We start from the raw sequence: 24,202 nt of genomic DNA, 5'->3' as shown, positions 1-24,202 counted from the left end.
TTGTTTGTCATCCTAAGGGATAGGTAAGCTCCGCATGCCGGCCAAATATACATCAAAAGCCAAGTCACCCTGCCGCCAAGGAGATTGGCGACCTTTTGTCTGTTTGTTCACGCGCACAGCGGTTTTGCGCATCACCTCGTCCAAAGACTGACGCTTTTTGATTTCGCGCGCGAAGGCTTTTGCAAACGGACTGCCTTTTCCGGGTTCATCGCCATCTTCAGCAACATTTCCGGGTTCTGTGGAGAACAGCAAGATAGCCGAGAGTCCCCGCAAATTGCCGAGTTGAGCTAGTCCTGATTCCGCGTTTTTGATGTCATCGAGCGTGACGGTCTCCACCTCTCGGGTTGCGCTCGCAACGATTTGCACTTCCATCGGCCGGGGCGCTGAATTTTTTGCCAGCGGATTGTTCCGGCAGGCATCGATAATTATGATCGCGCCTTTCGCCGACTCTGTCATTTTTTGAACCATGGTATCAAGCGGGATGAGCGAAACGCCATCGGATGCGAGGAAATAGTTCCGGCCCCTGATCTGGAACCCATGGCCGGCATAATAGAGAAGGGCGATGTCGTCAGGGCCAAGGCTATCGGCAAAGGCATTGAACTTTTCATCCCAATCTTCGGCCTGTGGCTCGTTAATCAAGGTGATATGATCAATGCCACCTCTCGTCATCGCCTTTGTGACCAAAGTCGCATCTGCCATCGGATTTGCGAGAAACAGGTCGGGATTTGTATCAATCAGATCATAGTTGGAAGCCATCACCAACGCACGCGTTTCGGCCGAGGCCGCAGCGGGTGTAAGCCAGCAAAATAGCAGCAGACAAAGAGAGAAAATTCTGGTCATCATCAGAGCCGGAATGACACACCCATGTTGACCCCATGATTAACGCGGGCGTCGCTGAACGAAAAATCCCCTGAAAGCGGAAAGAACAGTATTGCTCGATAGCGGACGTCGAACGAGATATTGTCGGTGATCAGAAATTGGGCGCCAACGGCAATGTCGGGTCCCGCACTGATCTCGCCGCTATTGCTAAATTCGTTGATGCCGATCACTTCGTCGTTCACTCCGAAAAGCGTGTCGGTGACGGTGTATTTCGGTTGATTGCTGACATGGGCCATGCCGTTGAAAAAAGCGATGAGAGACTGATTAACCGGCACAAATGCGGTCACACCTGCGCGGAGGCTGTAAGTTTCCAACTTTGATTTTGTGTTGAGACGCTGAGGCAAAGGTTTTGCTTCTATATTAGCGGTCGGCCCATCAACACCGTCCAGTTCTGCGAAGAAATTGTCTATATTGTTGGTTGCTGATCTCCTGACGATCACCGGTCCGCCAGTCTCCAAACGCTCGTACCGAACCCCGGCGAAGACAGCGAATTTTTCGTTTAACCGTCTTTGCCACGTAAGCTCTACGTCAAATTTGTCCGTTTTTATGCGGTCATTCGCGCGAATGACCGCCAGATCCAAAAACTCAACGTCGCCAACGGATAGTCGCTGGGACGAGGTAAAAACCGTATCAACCCGGCCCTTCCCGGAACCGTATAAAGCATTGAGGGTGAACCGGTCGCGATCATCGCCGACCGTGATGGCGCCGCCATACATCGGAAATGTGACCTGATCCGCTGTCTGTCCGGATCCTTCGCTTTGCGATTCAAGCAGGGCGTCATCGCCAAATACATCTTGCAGCCGCTGGGTGCGCGCTTGATCCACCACAGGGTCAGGCTGGATATTGCTGCTGAGATCCGAGACACGCAAGTTGCTATTGTCAAAATAATAGGAAACACGAGGGCTAATGATGACTTCCGCATTGGCAGAATGGAATGCTGGCAAAACCGCTAAGGCAGTTACCATGAAGACTTTTTTCAACCGCTAATCCTCCGTCTAATAGGCTTTCGCCAACGTCTTTAACGATGATCACCGACTGACGCAAACACTGGTCAGGCCGCATAGTCTGACCATTGAAGGAAATATTCCGCACTGCACAACAGAATCATTGACTCCTCCGACCGGCTCATCCACTTATGAGATTGCTTTTTGATTGGCGGTTTCGAGCGCGGATCATGAGGTGTTGCGGGAGAGCGTTTTTCTGTCCCAACAGACTGTAAAGCCGCCGAAGGAGCAACCGCCCCGGAAACTCTCAGGCCACAGGACCGCAACCTCCTCACAAGCACTCTGGAAAGAGGGCGGATGGTCGTAATGACCAGCGCCCCACCGAAGGGGTAAATGACGGGTTGATTCCGCCATGAAACTCTCAGGTTCCGTGACAGAGGGGGCAGTTTTGCAGGACTTTGCTGTGAGCTGTCTTTTGTGATGCGGAAAATAGATGAGTCAAAATATCGACAATTTGAAACAATTACCTCTTGGTGACTGGCATCGTGGCTTGGGCGCGCGGATGGTGCCGTTCGCGGGCTATGAAATGCCGGTGCAATATGAAGGCGTCATGGCCGAGCATATCTGGACCCGGACCGAGGCGGGACTGTTTGATGTGTCCCATATGGGGCAGTTGCAGTTGAGTGGGGAAGGGGCTGCCGAAGCCTTGGAAGCGATAGTGCCGGGCAATCTCTCCGCGCTGGCTGCGGGCAAAATTCGCTATACCCTGCTGCTCGCTCAAGATGGCGGGATATTGGATGATCTTATGGTCACCAACACCGGTCGTAATCTTTATCTGGTGGTCAATGGCGCGACCAAGCATGATGACATTGCCTATATGCGGTCACAACTGCCGGATAATCTAAAGCTCGACCATATGGAAGATGCTGCGCTTTTGGCACTGCAGGGGCCGAAAGCTTCTGCGGCGCTGGCGAAACTCAACATTCAACCGTTGCAAGAAGGATGGCCGCTTCCGACCGATCTCTATTTCATGGAAGCCGGTCCGTTTTTGTGGAACGATATTCCGTTGGGGATTAGCCGTTCAGGTTATACCGGCGAAGATGGTTTTGAAATTAGCGTTCCAGCCGAACATGCGGTGGCACTGGCAACCGCTCTCACAGCATTGGAGGAAGTGCGACCTATCGGCCTCGGTGCGCGGGATAGTTTGCGTTTGGAGGCGGGATTGCCGCTCTATGGCCATGATATGGGTCCGGAAATTCTGCCGGTTGAAGCGAACCTGAGCTTCGCACTGTCCAAAGCACGGCGCGAAGAAGGCAATTTCGCTGGCGCGGAGCGGGTGCTCTCGCAATATCCGAACAAGGCCGCGAAAAAACGGGTCGGACTGTTCGTCGATGGTCGCCAACCCATTCGGGAGGGCGCCAGCGTAGTTGATGATGCAGGTGCCGCCATTGGTAACGTGACCAGCGGGGGCTTCTCACCCACGCTCCAGCGTCCGATCGCGATGGCCTATGTGCCGATGGGATTGGCGGAAACGGGAACCGCTATCATTGTGGAACAGCGCAAGAAGCAGATCGCTTGTACGGTCGCCGACATGCCCTTTGTGCCGCATAACTATTACCGCAAACCAAAATTATAGAAGTCACGAGAAGGGGATGGGACTATGAGCCGATATTATACCGATGAACATGAATGGGTCGATGTTGAAGGCGACACCGCGACCGTCGGGATTACCGATTATGCGCAAGAACAGCTGGGCGACATCGTGTTTGTCGAAACACCGGATGTTGGAGCGCTATTGGGCCAAGGCGATGATGCTGCGGTGGTGGAATCGGTCAAGGCCGCCTCTGATGTTTATGCAGCGGTCTCGGGCGAAGTGGTCGAAGTGAACGAAATGCTGGAAGATGAACCGGGATTGGTCAATTCATCGGCTGAAGAAGACGGCTGGTTTTTCCGGATCACTTTGTCCGACAAAAGCGAACTCGATGACCTGATGAATGAGAAAGCTTACAAGGCTTTTGTCGACGATCTGTAGTGCGGTTTGTCGTTCTGCTTTTTGTCTTCGTGACATTTTCTGCTTGTTCCCATTTGGACAAGGCAGACACAGTATATTCAATTGCAGAAGTCATCAAAAATCAAGAAACGCTGGCAAACAGCAGAATACAAGTTCGAGGGTGGATTACCGATTGCCAACCGCTGAGTTGCGGGTTGTTGAGCAGCAAAGAAGACGGCAAGTATATATCGATCGGCAGCAATCTCCCGTTTGACAAGCGCGTAAAGGGCCTTCGAGGCCGTCTCGTTGTCGTTGAAGGGGTATTGGACCCTCATTGCCTTCCAGTATCCGGACAGTCTGGAATTATAGTTGCCTGTACCGACCGACCCAAAACCTTGGTCGACCCCTCTTTTGTTAGAGCTATAGAATAGGAACCCGAGAATGCGTTATCTCCCGCTAACTCCCGATGATCGGCAGTCCATGCTGGCCAAAGTTGGAGCTCAATCTATCGATGACCTCTTTGTTGATGTGCCCGAAGAAGCGCGGCTGACGGGGCCGATTGACGGCCTGCCGATGCATGCTGGCGAGATGGCGGTGGAAGCGCATATGAAGGCGCTAGCGAAAAAGAACCATGCTGCGGGTGACATGCCATTTTTTCTGGGGGCAGGGGCCTATCGTCATCATGTCCCGGCATCGGTTGATCACATCATTCAGCGTGGTGAATTCCTGACCGCCTATACCCCTTATCAACCTGAAATCGCACAAGGGACGCTACAAACCCTGTTTGAGTTCCAGACTCAGGTCGCGCGGCTCTTTGGCGTCGATGTGGCTAACGCGTCCATGTATGATGGCTCGACCGCATGCTGGGAAGCGATTGTCATGGCGCGCCGGATCACCAAGCGCGGCAAGGCAATCCTCTCGTCCGGACTGCACCCGCATTATGTGTCTGTGGCGAAAACCATGGCCCGCTTCACCAAAGATGCGATTGCCTATACAGCGCCGCAACTGGATGCCGCAACCGACGGCCAAAGCCTGCTCGACCAGATTGACGATGAAACGAGCTGTGTGGTGGTGCAATATCCCGACATTTTGGGACGCATTGATGATATGTCTGCGCTGGCGAAAAAGGCGTACGACCATAAGGCGTTGTTGATTGCCGTGGTTACGGAACCAGTGGCACTCGGCGCGATCCAATCACCGGGAGAAATGGGCGCGGATATTGTGGTCGGCGAAGGCCAGTCGCTGGGCGTCGGCCTGCAATTTGGCGGGCCCTATGTCGGTCTGTTCGGTTGTAAGCAAAAATATGTCCGGCAGATGCCGGGTCGACTGTGCGGAGAGACGGTTGATGCCGAAGGCAAGCGGGGCTTTGTGCTGACGCTGTCCACACGCGAACAACATATTCGCCGGGAAAAGGCGACATCGAACATCTGCACAAACAGCGGATTATGTGCTTTGGCGTTCACTGCCCACATGACTTTGCTTGGCGAGAAAGGTTTGCGCGAATTGGCGCTGCTCAATCACAAAATGGCGGTGCAGACGGCGGATCGACTGGCGCAAATCAATGGTGTCGAGCTTTTAAACGATAGCTTTTTCAACGAGTTTACACTCATCCTTGATAGAGATGCTCGGCAGATCGTACGGCAGCTGGCAGAACAACGGATATTGGCCGGCGTCTCTCTGGGGCGGCTTTATCCCGAGGACAGCGAACTGGCCAATGGCTTGATTGTAGCCGTGACCGAAACCTCCAATGATGACGAAATCGAGGCTTTTGCCAGGGCTTTAGAAGGAGCGCTGTCATGAACATGCTCGCGGAAGGTCGCCCGACCAAACAGGAAGAAAATTTGGTCATGCCTGAACAAAACTCCGTCACCACCCATAGCGGTAACCGCGCCTTGATCGTGGACGAACCGTTGATCTTTGAGACGGGGTCCCCGGACCGCAGTGGTGTAGATCTGCCGGCTGCTCCAGATGTTGCAAGCCGCTTGGGTGGTCTCGAACGCACGGCACCTATTGGATTGCCCGGTCTGTCCGAGGGCGAAGCGGTCCGTCACTATACCCGTCTGAGTCGTCAGAACTATGCGATTGATGTCGGCTTGTTTCCGCTTGGCAGTTGTACGATGAAGCACAATCCCAGGCTCAACGAAAAAATGGCCAGGCTCAAAGGTTTTGCCGATATTCATCCGCTGCAGCCGGTGGAAACGGTTCAGGGCGCTCTGGGCGTGATCAACGAACTGGCGGTTTGGCTGATCGAGCTGACCGGCATGTACGGTGTGGCGATGAGCCCCAAGGCCGGTGCCCATGGAGAGCTGTGCGGCATTCTCTGCATAAGAGCCGCCCTAGAGGCCCGCGGTGATGCTCGGGAAGTCATTCTGGTACCGGAGAGCGCTCATGGCACCAACCCCGCTACGGCCGCTTTTGCGGGCTATAAGGTAGAAGACATTCCTGCCAATTCAGACGGCCGGGTTGATTTGGAAGCGCTCAAGGCGCGCCTTGGCCCCGATGTTGCCGGAGTGATGATTACCAACCCCAACACTTGCGGTCTTTTTGAGCCGGACATGAAGGCGATTTCCGACGCTGTCCATGAAGCCGGCGGGTTCGTTTACTGTGACGGCGCGAATTTCAATGCGATTGTCGGCAAAGTCCGTCCGGGCGACCTTGGCGTTGATGCGATGCACATCAACCTGCACAAAACCTTCTCGACACCGCACGGCGGCGGTGGCCCTGGTTCCGGACCGGTGGTGCTATCGGAAGCTCTCGCCCCATATGGACCTTTGCCGTTTACCGAACGTTTTGCTGACGGGCATTTCACTTTGGTCGAAGAGGAAACCGTGGCCGAGAGGCACCCGGACGGATTTGGACGGATGACAGCCTTTCATGGCCAGATGGGTATGTTCACACGAGCGTTGGCCTATATTTTGAGCCATGGTGCCGATGGTTTGAAGCAGGTTGCCGAAGACGCGGTGCTCAATGCCAATTATATTTTGCGCAGTCTCGAAGATGTGCTTGATGCGCCCTTCGCCCATAGCGGCCCATGCATGCATGAAGCGCTGTTCTCGGACAAAGGCTTCACCAACGATCTCTCCACTCTCGATCTTGCGAAGGGCATGATTGACGAGGGCTATCATCCAATGACCATGTATTTCCCGTTGGTTGTGCATGGCGCGATGCTGGTGGAACCAACCGAGACCGAGAGTAAGGCGGCGATTGATGATTTTATCGGCGCTTTCCGTTCGGTAGCAGAGCGGGCCAAAGCGGGCGATGAACTGCTGAAAACCGCCCCTCATTTTGCGCCGCGTCGTCGGTTGGATGAAACCCAGGCTGCGCGCAAACCGATATTGGTGTGGACGGAAGCTGAGGAATTTGCTCAAGCGGCGGAATGATCCACCGCCTGACAAATCTCTTTGCCCTGTGGACAGTTTTGGGGACAGCATGGGCATGGTTTGTGCCGGAGCATTTTCTGTGGGTCGTTGACGGCCGCTTCCGGCCGCTGGGACAACCGTTGATCAGCGTGATGCTGGGCCTGATCATGCTCGGCATGGGTCTGACCCTCTCCTTTGATGATTTCAAACGGATCGCGAGAATTCCCAAATGTGTGGGGGCAGGGGTCGCCCTGCAATTCACGGTGATGCCGTTAGCGGGAATCTCGCTTGCGATGATCTTTGGACTAGAAACCGGACTGGCAGTTGGTTTGATCCTTGTGTCCTGTTGCCCGGGAGGGACGGCTTCCAATGTTGTCGCCTATCTCGCCAATGCCAATCTGGCGCTGTCGGTGACGATGACCATGGCTTCTACCTTAATCGCAGTCATTGCGACCCCTTTGTTAACTGGCCTGCTCGCAGGAAAATATGTCGAGATTGATCAATGGAACCTGTTCATCAATATGGTTTCTATTGTGTTGCTGCCGGTTGTCGCCGGTGTCCTGCTTAACCGCTATATGCCAAAGTTGACGGAGAAGGTCGCCATTATATCGCCGCTGGCTTCGGTGGTGGTCGTGGTGCTTATTGTTGGCGCGATTATCGCCAATAGCAAAGCATTGATCGAAGCACATTTCGGAATATTGATGCTCGCGATTTTGTTTCTCCATATATTCGGCTTCGGTCTGGGCTATCTGATTACAAAGGCGCTCGGCTTTGGCGTCGAGGAACGCCGCACGATCAGCATCGAAGTCGGCATGCAGAATAGCGGCCTTGGGTCGAGCCTTGCTTCCACTCCCACTTTCGCCGCTCAATTTGCCACGCCGATGCAGGCGGCACTGGCTCCTGTGCCAAGCGCTATATCCGCTGTCTATCACGTGGTAATCGGTAGCTTTCTGGCGGCCATCTGGCGGCGCCAGGCGTTGGCTAAGGCGGATAGATTATGACCGGCGCGGAGCAACGCCATGCACCGGCCACATTGCGCAACCGTGATGCGATAGTTGCTGTCCTCGAAACAATCTTGCCGTCCAGTGGCACGGTCCTTGAAATCGCCAGCGGCACCGGTGAGCATGCGATCTACTTTGGTCGGAAGTTCCCGCAACTTATCTTCCAGCCGAGCGACCCTGATCCGGTCAACCAACAGTCCATCGCCGCTTGGACGGCGCGCGAGAATGTCGCCAACATTCTGTCACCGCTGGAGCTGGACACGATGGCCCGCCGCTGGAACATTGAACAGCCGGTAGCAATATTGTGCATAAACATGATCCATATTGCGCCGTGGGAAGCTTCCATCGGATTGTTCGAAAAGGCTGGCAAATTGCTTGCATCTGGCGCGCCGCTCTTTCTTTACGGCCCCTATTTTCGCGATGATGTGGAAACAGCGCAAGGCAATCTAGACTTCGAACGCAGTCTCAAGAGCCGCAACCTGCAATGGGGCCTCCGCGATGTTGCTGATATCGACGGGCTCGCCTCAAGCAACGGTTTCGTTCGGGAAAGCCTAACCGAGATGCCGGCAAACAATATTTCTCTTGTCTATCGTAAAAGCTGATATCCCCGCTCTTGCCATGGCTTAATCGCACGATTAACAAGGCTTAAAATAAATTGGGAGCGGGCACATGACAGAGACACGCAGATGCATGGGATCTTCGATTGCGCATTGGGCAGCGAAGACACCCGACAATATCGCGATTGATGATCCGAACGGTCTCGTCAGCTATTCCGCACTCGACGAACAAGTCACGACATATGCTCAGGCCTTTACCGGTGCTGGTTTGGCCAAAGGCGACCGTATTTGTTATCTCGGCAAGAATAGCGGCCTATATTTCACTCTTTTCGCCGCGGCCGGCCGCGCTGGTGTCGTGATCGCTCCGATCGGCTGGCGCCTTGCCGCGCCTGAAGTCGCTTATGTTCTCAAAGACACAAAGGCTCCGTTGTTTATCTGCGAACCCGCTTTTGCCGAAACCGCGCAAAATGCTGCCGCGGAAGCAGCTACGGTTGAGACCATTTTGTGCACCGAGGCAGGCACCGATCTGCAAAGCCTGACCGAGTGGGTCGCAGCGACAGCGGTTGGCGACTTGCCTGAGCCCAATCCATCAGAAGGCGTGCTGCAGCTCTATACTTCCGGCACCACCGGCAATCCCAAGGGGGCGGTGCTGACTGGCGACAATCTCTTCAAATTCCGACCGTTGGTTGAGGATAAGCCGGAACATGCCTGGATTGATCTGAAGCCAGGCGATAGCACACTGGCGGTCATGCCCTGCGCGCATATTGCGGGATCCGGCATCGGACCCATCGCCTTCTACAATGGCGCGACAATGATGGTCATTCCCGAATTTCATCCCGATCATGTGCTTGATTGTGTCGATAAAGGCCTCAACCAGTTTTTCCTCGTGCCGACCGCGCTGCAGATGCTGGTCGGTTGGCCTCGCGCCAAGGAGACGGATTTCTCTAGCGTTCGGTCCGTAACCTATGGGGCTGCGCCGATCCCTCTGGAATTGCTTCGGGAGTGCATAAGCACCATGCCGAAAGCGCTTTTCTGTCAGCAATATGGCATGACCGAAACCACAGGCACCGTCTGCATCCTGCCGCCGGAAGATCATGATCCGGCGGGCAATGAGCGGATGCGCGGCATCGGCATCCCGCTGCCCAGCGTGGAAATGAAAATTGTTGATGAAAATCATCAGGAAGTTCCGCCAAACACTATTGGAGAAATCGCAACCCGCAGCGGCCTCAATATGCTGCACTATTTCAACAATGATGTAAAAACGGCCGAAACAATAGACGCCGACGGCTGGCTCTACACCGGCGATGCCGCAGTCATGGATGAAGACGGCTATTTCTATATCAAGGACCGGGTCAAGGATATGATCATATCCGGTGGTGAGAATGTCTATCCGGCGGAAGTCGAAAATGCGATTTTCGGTCACCCGCAAGTTAATGAAGTGGCAGTCATTGGTATCCCCGATGCAAAATGGGGAGAGGCTGTGAAGGCGGTCATTTCTCCCAAGCCAGACGCTGGCGAGATTGATACCGACAGCATCATCGCCTGGGCGCGCGAACGCATTGCCGGTTTCAAAGTTCCCAAGACGGTCGACGTGATCCCCGAATTGCCGCGCAACGCCAGCGGTAAAATATTGCGGCGGGAATTGCGCGCACCTTATTGGGAGGGAAATGATCGAGGGGTCAATTGAGGTCTATTGATCAGTCTCTTCATTGTGAGATGATCTGACATTGGTTTAGGGCCGCAGCAACGAGAAGGTGATTAGTCCGATGAAGACTCAAAATGTTATTTCGTTCGACGGGCTCCGGCCTCCTTGCCCCTGGATGGATGAAAGCCATTCTCTGTGGCGGGATAGTGTTCGCAACTTTGTGGACCGGGAGATCATGCCGCACATTGAGGAATGGGAAAACGCCGGGCGTATTCCGCGCGACTTATATCCAAAGGCTGCCGAGGCGGGACTGTTGGGAATGAATTATCCCGAAGCGCTTGGCGGCATCGGGGACGAAACGGACGCCTTCCATGCGATTATCACCAGTGAGGAGTTATCGCGTGCTGGGGCTGGCGGCATCGCCGCAGCCTTGATGATCCACGGAATCGGTCTGCCGCCTGTGATGCGACTTGGGACCGAAGCGATGCAGCAGGAAATTGCGCCGCAAGTTCTGTCCGGTGCAAAGCAGATTAGTCTGGGTATCACCGAACCATCTGGCGGTTCAGACGTTGCAAAACTGAAAACCAAAGCCGTGCGCGATGGCAATGGTTGGCGGGTCAATGGATCCAAAACGTTCATCACAGGCGGGATGACGTCGCAATGGTTGACCACCGCTGTGCGCACCGGCGAAGACGGTATGGCAGGAATCTCGCTGATGCTGATCGATCTCGAAAGCGAGGGTGTCAGCCGGACCGAACTACCAAAAATGGGGTGGTGGAGTAGTGACACCGCTACAATCCATTTTGATGATGTGTTTGTCCCGGCCGACAATTTGATCGGGCAGGAAAATCACGGTTTTTACGGTATCATGGCCAATTTCAACAGCGAACGACTGGGAATGGCAGCGCAAGCAACCGCCTATGCCCGCGTGTGCGTCGAAGATGCCGCAGCCTGGGCGCAGGAGCGCGAGACGTTCGGCAAGCGCCTCGCCGATCATCAGGTGATACGGCACAAAATGGCGAGCATGGCGCAACGTGTTTGGGCGACGACCACGTTTCTCGATAATTGCGCGTGGCGTGTCGTGAATGGTGAAAGCCCGGTTGCGGAACTGGCGATGCTGAAAGTGCAGGCCACCGAGACGATGGAATATTGCGCGCGCGAAGCGATGCAAATGCTGGGAGGCGCCGGCTTTATCCGGGGTCACCGTGTCGAACGCATCTATCGGGAAGTGCGTGTGATGGCCATTGGCGGCGGTTCCGAAGAAATTATGCGGGACTTAGCCGCTCGCCAGATGGGCTTTTGACTCAATAGATCATGATGGTTGGCATATGGCCTCCGCTGCCGGGTTGGTGAACGAACACGCGAATTTACCGGCAATCGAGAACCGAGTTTTTCTCTACGTTTGTGAAGAGTTTATTTCGCCGGGAACCAACGCCCTTCGAACAATACGCCCTGTACCTTCACATCGCGAAGCTTTGCAGCGCCTACGACATAGGGGTCTTTGTCCAGTACGGTAAAATCGGCTTTCTTGCCGGTCGCGATGGAACCGACCATTGCATCCAGTCCAATCACCTGTGCGGCTTCAATCGTCACTGCTCGCAAGGCCTTGTCGAGAGACAGGCGTTCTTTTGGCGCCTTAGCATTGCCGTCGAGTGTGATGCGATTGCTTGCCACCCAGGCGAGATAGAGTGGATCAATCGGTGCCATATTGAAGTCGCTGTGCAGGCCCAGGGGCACGCCTTTGCGTTCCAGTGATCCGAGCCGGTTCATTTGGGCTGCGCGGTCGGGACCTAGGCCTGTCTTGGCGTAAGTGTCACCGAGAATGCGGATATAATTGGGTTGGGCGGAAACATAGAGACCCATTTCGCCAATCCGTCTATTTTGAGCCTCGGTGGAATAGCCGAGATGCTCCATGACGATATCCTGGCCGTTTCTGGGTGCAAGCTTTTCGGTAATGCCGAGCACCACATCGAGACCTTTGTCGCCGTTGACATGGGTGTGCAAATTCCAGCCTGCGTCCCAGAAACGCTTGGTTTGCTTCAACAATTTTTCCGGTTCGGTCAGCCATTTTCCTTCATGGCCGTCGCTGTAGCCGGGCGGGTTCATCTGCATATATTGGGCAAAAAAGGCGCCATCCGCAAACAGCTTTACCCGGTTGGAAAAGAAGAATTTCGGGCTTTCATATTTGGCTTTCATATCGGCAAGCCATGCGTTCGGATCGCCAGTCACCAATGGCGCGACCGGAATGGCAAGAATGCGAGAAGGCGTGGTCGGCTGGTCATAGAGGCTTTTGAACAGTGCCGACTCCATCTCCGGCCCACCAAAACCGCCAAAGGCGAGGTCAGCGCTGGTGGTCACGCCATTTTCCAGCATCATTTGCCGCATATCGATCAGGCCCTGTTGGATTTTCGCGGGCGAGAATAGATAGGGACGAAGTCTCTCAATGCCGCTAAACAGAGCGGTCTCATGGATAACTCCGCTGTTGAAGTCTGCATGTTTGGGGTCAATCTGCGGTTTGGTGAAAGCCTCGGTGAAAGTTTCCAAAGTGCCGATGCCGAGAAGGTCCAAAGCCTTGCTGTTGGCGATAATCTCGTGGAAACTGCGCTGCCAGATGACCACCGGCCGGTCTGGTGCGATACGGTCGAGCTCTGCGCGATCCATGTCGCCATGGAATAATTTGTGGTGACCCCAGGTGATGAACAAAGCGTCTTTGCTCTTTGCCAATTCTTCGCGCAACCGTCGCTCATATTGCGCCTTGCCACGCGCTGCCGGATAGGTCTTGCCAGGAAGCTTCCATTGCTCTGGGCTGATGAACGGCATCGGCAACATCATGATTGTCTGCATCGGGTGGACATGGGGTTCGATGAAGCCGGGCATCAGAATTTTGTCGGCAAATTGTCGATCGATGGTCGTGTCGCGGCGATCAATCCATGGAGTCAGGTCATCGAGCGACTGGGCCAAGCCAAGAATAATCCCATCCGCCGTTGCTACATATTTGGCATCCGGATAGCCCGGTTCCATGGTGATAATCTTTGCTGCTTCATAGACTGTGACCTTGGGATAGGGGAGTGTCGAAGACGCCTCTTCTGCTTGCGCGTTGGTCGCAAAAAGCAGCGTAAGTCCGATGGCCAGCATCTGGATGGTCTTCAACATATCTCTCTCCCTTAGCTCAGGGTGACTATGCGCTTCTCTCGGCCTTAGCAACCATCAGCTTGCTCGCCTTTACATGCTCGCGCCAGGCAATGAACAAGCCTGATCCGATAATGATCGGTGCGCCAAACCAGATAGATAGACCGGGATACTGACCGAAAATGAAAATGCCGAACAGGGTGGCCCAGATGAGCGCGGTATAATCCATTGGTACGATGGTCGATACCGGAGCATAGCGCAGCGACTGGGTGATGCCCAGCTGACCCAAAGCACCGAAAACACCGATGCCAAGCAAATAGCCCCAAGTTTTGGCATCATGTCCGCCGCCATAAACAAAGGCACAAACGGCCAGCGCGGGCAGGGTGTAGATGGAGAACCAGAAGATCGTCACAATGCTGGCTTCGGTGCGACCCAACATCCGAATGACCAGTGTTACGCATGCGGTCACCAGAGCCCCGATCAGAGCGATGGCCGCTCCAAAAGCCGGGATCAGGGAACCGCCTGGCTGGATAACGATCAAAACACCCACAAAGCCGAGGAGAATTGCAGACCAGCGCTGGATGCCGACTTTCTCACGCAGGATCAGGGCTGCCAGCAAAGTCGCAAAAATAGGAACGGTAAAGCTGATGGTGGTCGCGTCAGCGAGCGGCAAGAGGGTCATCGCCCAGAAATTGAGACCCATGGCGAATATGCCGAGCAGAGACCGCAAAATATGGAGCCTGTGCTTGTTCGAAACGATCGATGGCCAGCCCGCGCTGCTCCGCCATATCAGAAAGCAGATCAAAGGCATGGCGGTAAGCTGGCGGTAGAACAGGCTTTCGGTGACATGGACGCCTTGCTCGCCAGCCAATTTCACAAACACGAACATGATCGAGAGCGAAAGCATGGCAGCCAGGCGCGTAACAATACCAGCAGTCGCGCGATTTTGCCCGACTTGCGCTGCTTTTTCTCGGCTTTCTGTTTCTGGATGTTCGATAGTGATGATGTTCCTGTTCGATGTCGGAATAGGCAGCGCCGTGGGCCAGTCAATGAAATATCGCGGAATGATGCTTAGAAATGATAGCGGTTTGGCCGTTGCATGGGCATCTGCGGTAATTTATACGGCTCGGGATTATCTCGCACCAATTTGCGAGTCACAGACGAATGCCGTTTTGGCAAAATTATCAGGAACCGATACCATGCTGGATACAACAACCAACCCAAATGACCCGATTGTCGACGAAATCGCTGCATTGGTTGCTCGTTCGCGCGCGGCACAAGCGCAGATCGAAAATTACACGCAGGAACAAGTGGACGATCTGATCCGCGCTATGGTTTGGGCGGTTGCCGAGGAATCTGTAGCCGAGAAAATCGCTCAGCACACTGTCGAGGAAACGCAGCTTGGCAATTATGATGGCAAGTATCTCAAGATTTTCAAGAAAACCCGCGCGACCTTGTTTGATATTATCAATGACAAATCTGTGGGTGTTTTGGAAGAAGATCACGAACGCAATATCGTCAAAATCGCCAAACCCATGGGTGTGATCGGGGCATTGTCTCCATCAACCAATCCTGAAGCTACTCCGGTTATTAAGGCGATCTCCGCGGTTAAAGGACGCAACTCAATCATTGTTGCGCCTCATCCTCGGGCCAAGCTGACCAACAAATTGATCTGCGAGCTGATGCGCGACGCCATTGTCAAAATGGGCGCTCCGGCCGATCTAGTGCTTAGCATCGATGTGCCATCGGTTGAAAAGACCAATGAGTTGATGCGGCAATGTGACCGTGTTCTGGCCACCGGCGGCGGTGCGATGGTCACCGCGGCTTATTCCAGCGGAACGCCTGCTTTGGGCGTTGGTGTTGGCAATGCCGTTATCACTGTGGATGAAACCGCTGATCTTGATGATGCGGCAACCAAAATTCATCTGTCGAAGACGCTTGACCTTGCGGCTAGCTGTTCTTCCGACAATGCGGTCATTTTGGTGGATGCGATTTACGACGAAATGCTTGCGAAACTGGTCGCAAAAGGCGGCTATATCATGAGCGATGATGACAAGCAGAAATTTGAAGATGTTCTGTGGATCGATGGTCATATCAACGCCAAGGTCGTTGCCCAGACACCGGCATTCATCGCGGGCATCGCTGGTTTTGATATTCCGGAAGAGACCGAGTTCTTCATCATTCCGGAAACCGGTTTTGGGCCAGACCATCCTTTCTCCGGTGAGAAAATGACGGTTTCTATGGCATTATACCGGGCTCGCGACATTGATCATGCAATTGAACTGACCAACAATATCCAAGCCTATCAGGGGCAGGGGCATAGTTGCGGTATCTATTCCCAATCCGACGACAATATCATGAAGCTGGCCAATGCAACCCGCACGTCTCGTGTGATGGTGAACCAGCCACAGGCCGCATCGAACAGCGGAAACCTGTGGAATGGAATGCGCCAGACCTTCTCGCTAGGTTGCGGAAGCTGGGGCGGTAACGGCACCAACAACAATATTAGCTGGCGCGATCTGATCAACGAAACCTGGGTTTCCAAGCCGCTTGCCGTGACGAAAACATTGCCCGATGACGAAGAGCTATTTGGCGATGTGATGCGCAAGCTGGCTTAGGCGTCGGTTCCACAAGGGCCATAGAAGACTGGCCAATCGCCCGGTAAGGCTTGGGGGCGCTACAGTTCCAAATCAGGACATGCGCTTCAAAACGCTAGATATTCTGGCGCGAGCGGGGGACATGCAGGTCATGGTTCTTCGCTTAACTTTGATCCCGAGGCTGTGTTGCTAGCGCTGTCACCAAGGGTGCTTCTGCCATCGATCCTGTTGGCGATTTGTCTGTTCACCTTCTGGCGACCGGACCATATTGCGCGCCAAACGGCGGTAGAAGCTGTGGATGTTGCGGTTTCCGACAAGCGCATAGCCTTCAGCATTGATGATGCTCCAAGAGGTGTCGGCGCTTACCTGGAAGCCGGCGAAAGACCCAAGCTCTTAATGGAAGCCATGAAAACGGCCGGCATCGAGCAGGCGGTGTTTTTTGTGAATCCGGGCCGGGTAACGGACAATGACGGTGATGAAGCCACTATATTGGCTTATGCGGAGGCCGGGCACCTGCTCGCCAATCACACAGCAGATCATAACAGACTGTCCGACGTGTCGGTCGCGACTTATCTTGCCGATATCGACGAGGCGGAGAAATGGTTGAAGGGCAAGCCCAATTATCGCCCGTGGTTTCGATTCCCTTATCTCGACGAAGGGGGCAAGAACAAAGCCAAACGGGATGCAATCCGCAAGGGGCTGAAAAAGCGCGGGCTGATGAACGGCTATGTCACAGTCGATGCATCGGACTGGCATCTGGAGGATCTGGCGTTAAAGGCAAGCAAGGCCGGTCAGCTGATGGACTGGAATGCGATGGGCGAACTATTTGTCGAATCCTATGTGCAATCAGCGGAATTTTCAGATGATCTCGCGCGACGCACTTTGGATCGCGCGCCTGTGCAGATGGTTTTGTTGCACGAGACCGACCTCGCGGCCATGTTCATCGATGATCTAGCCGCAGCGCTGAAAAAGAAAGGCTGGACCATCGTGTCCGCTGACGAAGCCTATCGGGATCCGATTGCCCATATGGAGCCTGATACCGATTTTGCGGACGGGACCCGCACGCAAATGCTGGCCGCAGAACGCAATGTTGGCAATCGCTGGTATCAACGCAATGATCAAAAAGTAGCAAAAAAGCTATTTGCCGAGAGGGTATTGCGCGAGTAAGTCTCGAAGCATGAAAAGCAAGCTTCTCCCGCTCACCATTGCCACAATCTCGTTGATCACTGGTTCGCCCGCCGCCTTTGCACAATCAGCGGAGGTTATGGCCCAAGAGGTTCTGGATTCACATCCGATAATTGATGGACATAATGACGTCCCGGAGCAGATTAGAGGGCGATTTGATGCCGATTTTTCGCAATTTGATTTTCGGGATACGCTAGATACTCTCGGAACTGCCGAAAAACCGATGCACACCGATATAGCGCGATTGCGTAAAGGCGGGATAGGCGGGCAATTTTGGTCCGTATGGATTGATCCCGAATTGCCACGCGCGGAGGCTGTCGAACGAGTCATTCAGCAGATTGATGTTGTCCACCGCTTGGTCAATCAATATCGCGATCTGGAAATCGCGCTCACAGCAGATGACATCGAACGCGCGGCCAAGTCGGGACGCATTGCATCGTTAATCGGGATGGAAGGCGGACATTCTATCGGCAATTCATTGGCTGTGCTGCGCCAAACTTACGCGCTGGGTGCTCGCTATATGACGCTGACTCACTGGAAGACACTAGACTGGGCCGATGCCGCTACCGACGCACCGAAAAGCGATGGCCTGTCAGAATTTGGTGTCCGGGTGGTGCATGAAATGAACGCAATGGGGATGATGGTGGATATCAGCCATGTGTCGCCAGCAACGATGCATGATACTTTGGATGTTGCCAGAGCGCCGGTGATTTTCAGTCACAGCTCGGCCAGCGGTGTAGCCGAACATCCGCGCAACGTTCCCGATTCCGTTTTGAAACGGCTTCCGGACAATGGTGGTGTTGTGATGGTCACCTTCGTGCCATCCTATCTCAAAGCGGAACGGCGCGATTGGGAAGCGGCAGAAAAAGCGGAAGATGCGCGGGCCAAGTCGTTGTTTCCCGGCGAAGAAAAGCGCCGTGATGCGCATATGGCAAATTGGCGGCAATCCAATCCGATGCCAGCCGTCACCGCGTCCGACGTTGCGGATCATATCGATCATGTTCGCAACATTGCCGGGATCGACAATATTGGCATTGGTGGCGACTATGATGGCATAAAATTTTTACCCGACGATATGAAGGACGTTGCGACCTATCCTGTGCTGTTCACCGAATTGGCTCGACGCGGGTATAGCAAGGATGATCTCGCCAAAATTTCCCGTGGCAATATATTGCGAGTGATGCGCGCTGCCGAGCGGGTTGCCGGCCATCATAAAATGGATGTGAAGTAGATGATATGACCCAATTTTCCCTGACCGAAGACCAATTGGCCATTCAGGAAATGGCCCAGAAATTTACCGCAGATGCGATTACGCCGCATGCGTCCGAGTGGGACGAAAACCATATCTTTCCGCGTGACACGATCAAGCAAGCGGCTGAGCTTGGCTTTGGTGGCATCTATGTGTCGGAAGAATCCGGTGGCATCGGTCTCGGGCGGCTTGAATCGGCGATCATTATGGAAGCGATGGCCTATGGCTGCCCCTCTACCAGCGCCTTTATTTCGATCCACAATATGGCCGCATGGATGATTGATACATTCGGGGCGCAGGCGGTGAAGGACAAATATCTTCCCGCTCTCGTTCCGATGGATAAGATTGCCAGCTATTGCCTGACTGAAGCCGGCGCAGGGTCAGACGCCGCATCGCTGAAGACCAAGGCTGTTCGGGATGGTGATCATTATGTGGTCAACGGTTCCAAACAATTTATCTCTGGCGGCGGCGAGAATGAAATCTACGTGACCATGACCCGCACGTCGGATGATGGTGCGAAAGGCGTCACTTGCCTGGTAATCGAGAGAGATATGAAAGGCGTCGGTTTCGGCGCGCAAGAAAAGAAGCTGGGCTGGCATTCACAGCCCACTGCACAGGTGAATTTCGACAATGTACGGGTACCGGTCGAGAATCGTGTCGGCGATGAAGGCGAGGGCTTTCGTATCGCCATGGCGGGCCTTGATGGCGGACGGCTCAACATCGGTGCCTGCTCGCTGGGCGGTGCGCAGCGCTGTCTCGACGAAGCGGTGAACTATACGAAAGAGCGCAAGCAGTTCGGCAAGGCGATCAGCGATTTTCAGAACACTCAGTTCATGCTCGCGGATATGGCAACCGATCTGGAAGCGTCACGGGCGCTGCTATATCTGGCCGCCGCGAAAGTCACGGAAGGCGCGCCTGACAAAACGAAATTCGCTGCCATGGCCAAGCGACTGGCGACCGACAATGGTTCGAAAATTGTCAACGATGCGCTGCAACTGTTTGGCGGCTATGGCTATTTACAAGACTATCCCATCGAGCGTTTCTGGCGCGATCTGCGGGTGCATTCCATTTTGGAAGGCACCAATCAAGTCATGCGTATGATCGTTTCGCGCGAAATGCTGCGACAATAAGGTATATTATGACAGACGATATCATCATTAAAAAATCGGACCGCATAGGCCATATCAGCTTGAATCGCCCCAAGGTGATCCATTCGCTTAATCTCGACATGTGTCTGGCGATGACCGAAGCATTGCTTGCCTGGCGCGACGATGATGCTGTGGAGGCGGTCATTCTCGACCATAGTGAAGGTAGGGGCTTCTGCGCGGGTGGCGATATTGCCATGCTGCGGGAATCCGGACTCACAGATGGGAAAGAAGGCCGTGATTTTTTCTACAAGGAATATCAACTCAACCATCTGATGTTTGAATATGCAAAGCCGATTGTCGCTTTCATGGATGGAATCACGATGGGCGGCGGCGTCGGCATCTCGCAGCCAGCGAAATATAAGGTCGCGACCGAGAACACCCGCTTTGCTATGCCGGAAACGGGGATTGGCCTGTTCCCGGACGTTGGTGGCGGTTGGTATCTCTCGCGTTTGACCGGGCGACTGGGACAGTTTCTGGCGCTAACCGGTGCACGCCTCAATGGGGCCGAGTGCAAGGAAGTGGGGATTGCTACCCACTATCTGGAATCGGAAGCTTTGGAAGAAGCGAAGCAGCGTATCTCGGAAAACCCCGACCGGATCGAAGGCATATTAGGGCAGTTGTCCGGCAAGGTTCCGGAAGCGCGGATCACCAACAATCTCGACAAGATCGACAAGTTTTTTGCCTCCGATCGATTCGAAGACATATTGGCGGCGCTGGAAGCCGATGACAGCGATTGGGCTGCTAAAGAGCGCGATACGCTCGGCACCAAAAGCCCGCAGACCTGCAAGGTTGCTTTGCGCCAATTGAAAGAAGGCGCGGCAATGGAGAGCTTTGCCGATGAAATGCGCAACGAATATCGCATTGGTCATCATGTGCTGGTGATGCACGATTTCCTTGAAGGTGTGCGGGCCTTGATTGTCGACAAAGACAATGATCCGAAATGGAATCCGCCGACTCCGGAAGACGTCAGCGCCGAATGGATCGACAATATTTTTGCGCCGTTATCGGCAGATGAAGAATGGAAACCACTATGACTTACGAAACAATCCTCTCCGAAAAACGGGGCGCTGTAACCCTGATCACGATCAACCGGCCTAAGTCGCTCAATGCGCTGAACAGCCAGGTGCTGGATGAACTGATCGAAGCCTTTGCCGCGTTCCAGGCAGATGAAACACAAAATTGTGCAGTGCTAACCGGCTCTGGTGACAAGGCTTTTGCCGCCGGTGCCGATATCAAGGAAATGTACGAGAAGTCGGCTGCCGATTTCTATCTTGAAGATTTCTTTGCAAAGTGGACGAGCCATATCGTCAAGGCCACGCGCAAGCCCTGGATCGCAGCCGTGAACGGCTTCGCATTGGGCGGTGGCTGTGAGCTTGCGATGATGGCCGATATCATCATTGTCAGCGACAAAGCAAAATTCGGTCAGCCGGAGATCAAGCTTGGTGTCGCGCCGGGTATGGGGGGGTCGCAGCGTCTGACCCGCGCTGTTGGCAAATCCAAATCGATGGATATGTGCCTGACTGGCCGGATGATGGATGCCGAGGAAGCAGAGCGTTCTGGGCTAGTTGCTCGCGTGGTGCCGCATGACGAATTGCTCGACGAGGCGCTTAAATCCGCTGAGACCATTGCATCGATGCCGCCAATGGCCATTCAGGTGAACAAAGAGATGGTCAATTCGGCGTTCGAGAATAATCTTGAACAAGGCCTGGTGCACGAACGGCGTCTGTTCCAGATCCTGACCGCAACAGAAGACAAGAAAGAAGGCATGGCAGCGTTTATCGAAAAGCGCGAAGGCCAATGGAAAGGACGCTAGAATGAAAATCGGATTTATCGGCCTCGGCAATATGGGCGGCGGCATGGCTGCCAATCTCGCAAAAGCGGGCCACCAGGTCTTTGCCTTTGACCTGTCTGGTGAAGCACTGGCGCGCGCTGGCGAAGCCGGCTGTCATCCGGTCAGCGATGCAGCTGAAGCTGTCAACAATATGGACGTTGTCGTCACGATGCTTCCTGCGGGGACCCACGTCCGCAAGGTCTATGAATATGAAGTCATCATCAACGCCAACCCTGGCACTTTGGTGATTGATTGCTCCACCATCGATGTCGATAGCGCCCGTGATGTTGCCACTATGGCGGACGCGAAAGGCCTCGTTCCAGTCGACGCACCGGTCTCCGGTGGTATCGCTGCGGCAAACGGCGGCACGCTGACCTTCATGGTCGGTGGCAGCGACGAAGGCTTTAAACGGGCTGAAGCGATCCTATCCGACATGGGCAAGGCGGTGATCCACGCCGGTGGTAACGGGGCAGGGCAGGCTGCGAAGATCTGCAACAATATGCTGCTCGGCGCATCCATGATCGCGACTTGCGAGACATTTAAAATGGCTGAGAAGCTAGGCCTCGATTTGCAGAATTTCTATGACATTTCGTCCAAGGCATCCGGTCAAAATTGGTCCATGACCAGCTATTGCCCTGTGCCCGGTGTGGGTCCGCAAAGCCCAGCGGACAATGGCTATGAAGGTGGTTTTGCCGCAGCGTTGATGCTCAAGGATCTGCGACTGGCGATGGAAGCTGCGAAAAGCGCTGGAGCGGAAGTGCCGATGGGTACGCAGGCGGCGAAGCTCTATGAGCAATTTGCTGAAGCGCAAGAGCAGGGCGGCAAGGATTTCTCCGGCATCATCAATATGCTCGATAAAGGCTAAGCGCTGATGCCGCCGCTGTGGATGGTGCTTTGCGGTCTGTCCGGTACAATTGCCGTGATTTCAGAGATCGGCAACAGACGCCGCAACAACCGCCGTGATATCGAGAATGTTGGTTTCATGCCGTGGTCAACAATCACCGCTTTGGCGTTGCTGACGTTTGGCATCTCTATTGCATTTGGTTTGGGGTTGCTCTCGACAAATTAGCCAATGCAGGCTTCGAGCAGGGGCTGATCAAAGCCATATTGGCGCGCTTTATCGAGCGTATACGGACGCAATCCAGCGGATTGATATTCCCCGATGATCTTGCCATCGGCATCCTCGTCCAGATATTGATATTTGAACAATTCCTGGGTCACGATCACATCGCCTTCCATCCCGATCACTTCGGTGATGTTGGTCGTACGACGCGAACCGTCACGCAGACGTTTCACCTGAACGATCAAATCGACTGATTCAGCGATCTGACGGGATATGGCTTCTTTCGGGATCTTGATGTCGCCCATCAAAATCATATTTTCCATACGGCCGAGACACTCACGTGGAGAGTTGGCGTGAAGCGTACACATGGAGCCATCATGACCGGTGTTCATAGCGGCGAGAAGGTCGAAACATTCCGCTCCACGAATCTCACCGAGGATGATCCGGTCTGGACGCATACGCAGGGCGTTTTTCACAAGATCGCCAATCGTGATCGCGCCTTCGCCTTCCAGATTAGGTGGCCGGGTTTCCAGCGGCAGCCAGTGCGGTTGTTGCAGACGGAGCTCGGCGGCATCCTCAATAGTCAGCACGCGCTCACCGGGATCAATCATCTTTGACATGGCGTTCAGCATGGTTGTTTTACCAGAACCCGTACCGCCCGAGATAACTACATTGAAGCGGCAGGCACCGGCAATCTTGAGTGCCGTACACATTTCATCGGACATCGATCCGAAGCCCTTCATCATGTCGAGCGTGATTGGCTTTTCGGAAAACTTACGAATTGAGATGGCCGTGCCTTTGAGGCTCAGCGGCGGAACGATGACGTTCACACGCGAACCATCTTTTAAGCGCGCATCAGCAAGAGGCGTGGTTTGGTCGACCCGTCGACCAACCTGGTTCACGATCCGTTGGGCGATCTGGAACAGATGTTCTTCATCGCGAAACTGGATCGGTGCGATTTCAAGCTTACCCTTGATCTCGATATAGGTCTGTTCGGGGCCGTTGACCATGATATCCGAAATATCCGGATTGCCGAGCAGCTCTTCGAGAGGGCCAAAGCCAAGCAGTTCGTCGACCAGAACTTTTTCAAGCGCAAATTGCTCACGCCGGTTGAGCGTTAGCTTCAACTCGGTCAGCACTTCCATGATGATCGGACGGAATTCTTCGGTCAGTTCTTCTTTGTTGAGGGTTGCCGCAGCTTCCGGATCAACGCGCTCGAGCAGACGAGGGAGAACCTGTTCCTTGATTTTGTGGACGGAAGCGCCAAAGCCTTCTTCCTTGTCTGTGGCTTCCGCCATTGGCTGCGAACGCTCGGAAAGCCGCGTCATCGCGTCACTTTGTTCTGGAGCGGCTGGAGCTTCGACTTCGTCTGCGCCTGGAAGCGGAATGGATTCTATGGGAGGAAACTGATTGCCACCCAGTTTGTCTTCTGGATTTTCGGAATCGGCCATTTTCTTGCCGCCGCCGCCCATCGGCTTTGCCACACCAAAGGATGGCTTTCCGCCGCCCAGTCCATTTTTCTTACCAAATGCGCTCATGCTATTCTGTCCGATATGTCTGTAGTCATTCGATCAATGCCCTCTTTCCCCGAAAATGGTTAACAAACCGGTAAGCTGGTCAGATTG

20 protein-coding genes, 1 pseudogene and 1 riboswitch are annotated in these 24,202 nt (G+C 54.2%); of the genes and pseudogenes, 16 read left to right on the top strand and 5 right to left on the bottom strand.

Features of this window, described 5'->3' with window-relative positions:
* Positions 1-12: 12 nt before the first annotated feature.
* Together ABJV08_RS08295 and ABJV08_RS08290 are read right to left on the bottom strand one after the other, a co-directional pair.
* The gene (locus tag ABJV08_RS08295) at positions 13-843 is read right to left on the bottom strand and encodes a caspase family protein (protein ID WP_348052591.1); all 831 of its coding nucleotides are present in this window, start codon (positions 841-843) and stop codon (positions 13-15) included.
* On the bottom strand, positions 843-1,844 hold the full coding sequence (locus tag ABJV08_RS08290; protein WP_348040874.1) for a hypothetical protein: 1,002 nt from the start codon (positions 1,842-1,844) through the stop codon (positions 843-845). Before ABJV08_RS08290 ends, ABJV08_RS08295 begins: the two co-directional genes overlap by 1 nt.
* A 210-nt stretch (positions 1,845-2,054) precedes the next feature.
* Positions 2,055-2,156, top strand: a riboswitch (glycine riboswitch).
* 160 nt (positions 2,157-2,316) lie between these two features.
* Here ABJV08_RS08290 and gcvT point away from each other — a divergent pair.
* The 8 genes from gcvT to ABJV08_RS08250 all read left to right on the top strand — a co-directional run bounded on the left by gcvT (position 2,317) and on the right by ABJV08_RS08250 (position 11,678).
* Positions 2,317-3,459, top strand: a complete 1,143-nt coding sequence (gene gcvT, locus ABJV08_RS08285; RefSeq protein WP_348040872.1) for a glycine cleavage system aminomethyltransferase GcvT — start codon at positions 2,317-2,319, stop codon at positions 3,457-3,459.
* A 24-nt stretch (positions 3,460-3,483) separates the two neighbouring features.
* The gene (gcvH, locus tag ABJV08_RS08280; protein ID WP_348040870.1) at positions 3,484-3,855 is read left to right on the top strand and encodes a glycine cleavage system protein GcvH; all 372 of its coding nucleotides are present in this window, start codon (positions 3,484-3,486) and stop codon (positions 3,853-3,855) included.
* Positions 3,856-4,254: 399 nt separating this feature from the next.
* A complete protein-coding gene (gene gcvPA / locus ABJV08_RS08275) occupies positions 4,255-5,613 on the top strand; it encodes an aminomethyl-transferring glycine dehydrogenase subunit GcvPA (protein ID WP_348040868.1) in 1,359 nt (452 codons plus the stop codon).
* A complete protein-coding gene (gene gcvPB, locus ABJV08_RS08270) occupies positions 5,610-7,193 on the top strand; it encodes an aminomethyl-transferring glycine dehydrogenase subunit GcvPB (RefSeq protein ID WP_348040866.1) in 1,584 nt (527 codons plus the stop codon). The genes gcvPA and gcvPB overlap by 4 nt, the downstream gene beginning before the upstream one ends.
* Positions 7,190-8,173, top strand: a complete 984-nt coding sequence (locus ABJV08_RS08265) for a bile acid:sodium symporter family protein (RefSeq protein WP_348040864.1) — start codon at positions 7,190-7,192, stop codon at positions 8,171-8,173. The genes gcvPB and ABJV08_RS08265 overlap by 4 nt, the downstream gene beginning before the upstream one ends.
* Complete coding sequence (locus ABJV08_RS08260; protein ID WP_348040862.1) at positions 8,170-8,775, top strand: DUF938 domain-containing protein; 606 nt, start codon at positions 8,170-8,172, stop codon at positions 8,773-8,775. The genes ABJV08_RS08265 and ABJV08_RS08260 overlap by 4 nt, the downstream gene beginning before the upstream one ends.
* A 67-nt stretch (positions 8,776-8,842) precedes the next feature.
* Positions 8,843-10,417 (top strand): long-chain-fatty-acid--CoA ligase, encoded by a 1,575-nt coding sequence (locus tag ABJV08_RS08255; protein ID WP_348040860.1) that lies wholly within the window; start codon positions 8,843-8,845, stop codon positions 10,415-10,417.
* A gap of 79 nt (positions 10,418-10,496) precedes the next feature.
* Positions 10,497-11,678, top strand: a complete 1,182-nt coding sequence (locus ABJV08_RS08250; protein ID WP_348040858.1) for an acyl-CoA dehydrogenase family protein — start codon at positions 10,497-10,499, stop codon at positions 11,676-11,678.
* A 110-nt stretch (positions 11,679-11,788) separates the two neighbouring features.
* Here ABJV08_RS08250 and ABJV08_RS08245 read toward each other — a convergent pair whose 3' ends face one another.
* Both ABJV08_RS08245 and ABJV08_RS08240 read right to left on the bottom strand, forming a co-directional pair.
* A complete protein-coding gene (locus tag ABJV08_RS08245; protein WP_348040856.1) occupies positions 11,789-13,528 on the bottom strand; it encodes an amidohydrolase family protein in 1,740 nt (579 codons plus the stop codon).
* 25 nt (positions 13,529-13,553) lie between these two features.
* A complete protein-coding gene (locus ABJV08_RS08240; protein ID WP_348041271.1) occupies positions 13,554-14,432 on the bottom strand; it encodes a DMT family transporter in 879 nt (292 codons plus the stop codon).
* Positions 14,433-14,703: 271 nt separating this feature from the next.
* On the opposite strand from ABJV08_RS08240, the gene ABJV08_RS08235 reads away from it, so the two are divergent.
* The 8 genes and pseudogenes from ABJV08_RS08235 (at position 14,704) to ABJV08_RS08200 (ending at position 22,583) form a co-directional block, all read left to right on the top strand.
* On the top strand, positions 14,704-16,122 hold the full coding sequence (locus ABJV08_RS08235; RefSeq protein ID WP_348116252.1) for an aldehyde dehydrogenase family protein: 1,419 nt from the start codon (positions 14,704-14,706) through the stop codon (positions 16,120-16,122).
* A 207-nt stretch (positions 16,123-16,329) separates the two neighbouring features.
* Positions 16,330-17,268: a polysaccharide deacetylase family protein gene (locus tag ABJV08_RS08230; RefSeq protein WP_348040852.1), complete on the top strand. Its 939-nt coding sequence runs from the start codon at positions 16,330-16,332 to the stop codon at positions 17,266-17,268.
* A 10-nt stretch (positions 17,269-17,278) separates the two neighbouring features.
* Positions 17,279-18,517 (top strand): dipeptidase, encoded by a 1,239-nt coding sequence (locus tag ABJV08_RS08225; protein ID WP_348040850.1) that lies wholly within the window; start codon positions 17,279-17,281, stop codon positions 18,515-18,517.
* Between the two features lie 5 nt (positions 18,518-18,522).
* Complete coding sequence (locus ABJV08_RS08220; protein WP_348040848.1) at positions 18,523-19,665, top strand: acyl-CoA dehydrogenase family protein; 1,143 nt, start codon at positions 18,523-18,525, stop codon at positions 19,663-19,665.
* A gap of 8 nt (positions 19,666-19,673) precedes the next feature.
* A complete protein-coding gene (locus ABJV08_RS08215) occupies positions 19,674-20,717 on the top strand; it encodes an enoyl-CoA hydratase/isomerase family protein (protein ID WP_348040846.1) in 1,044 nt (347 codons plus the stop codon).
* Complete coding sequence (locus tag ABJV08_RS08210; protein ID WP_348040844.1) at positions 20,714-21,496, top strand: enoyl-CoA hydratase-related protein; 783 nt, start codon at positions 20,714-20,716, stop codon at positions 21,494-21,496. Before ABJV08_RS08215 ends, ABJV08_RS08210 begins: the two co-directional genes overlap by 4 nt.
* Positions 21,489-22,379: pseudogene (gene mmsB, locus ABJV08_RS08205) on the top strand (3-hydroxyisobutyrate dehydrogenase); the annotation flags it as partial. The gene ABJV08_RS08210 and the pseudogene mmsB, both read left to right, overlap by 8 nt.
* Before the next feature lie 6 nt (positions 22,380-22,385).
* Positions 22,386-22,583, top strand: coding sequence for a hypothetical protein (locus tag ABJV08_RS08200; RefSeq protein ID WP_348040842.1), 198 nt, complete (start codon positions 22,386-22,388; stop codon positions 22,581-22,583).
* Here ABJV08_RS08200 and ABJV08_RS08195 read toward each other — a convergent pair.
* Entirely contained in the window at positions 22,580-24,115 is a 1,536-nt protein-coding gene (locus tag ABJV08_RS08195; protein WP_348040840.1) for a CpaF family protein, read from the bottom strand. The two genes, ABJV08_RS08200 and ABJV08_RS08195, sit on opposite strands and share 4 nt — an antisense overlap.
* Between the last annotated feature and the right edge of the window lie 87 nt (positions 24,116-24,202).

It is taken from the genome of Parasphingorhabdus sp. (genome assembly GCF_039982395.1).
In the GTDB taxonomy this organism is placed as follows: domain Bacteria; phylum Pseudomonadota; class Alphaproteobacteria; order Sphingomonadales; family Sphingomonadaceae; genus Parasphingorhabdus.
The sequence above is the reverse complement of the archived record's forward strand: the minus strand, read 5'-3'. Positions and strand labels throughout refer to the sequence as shown.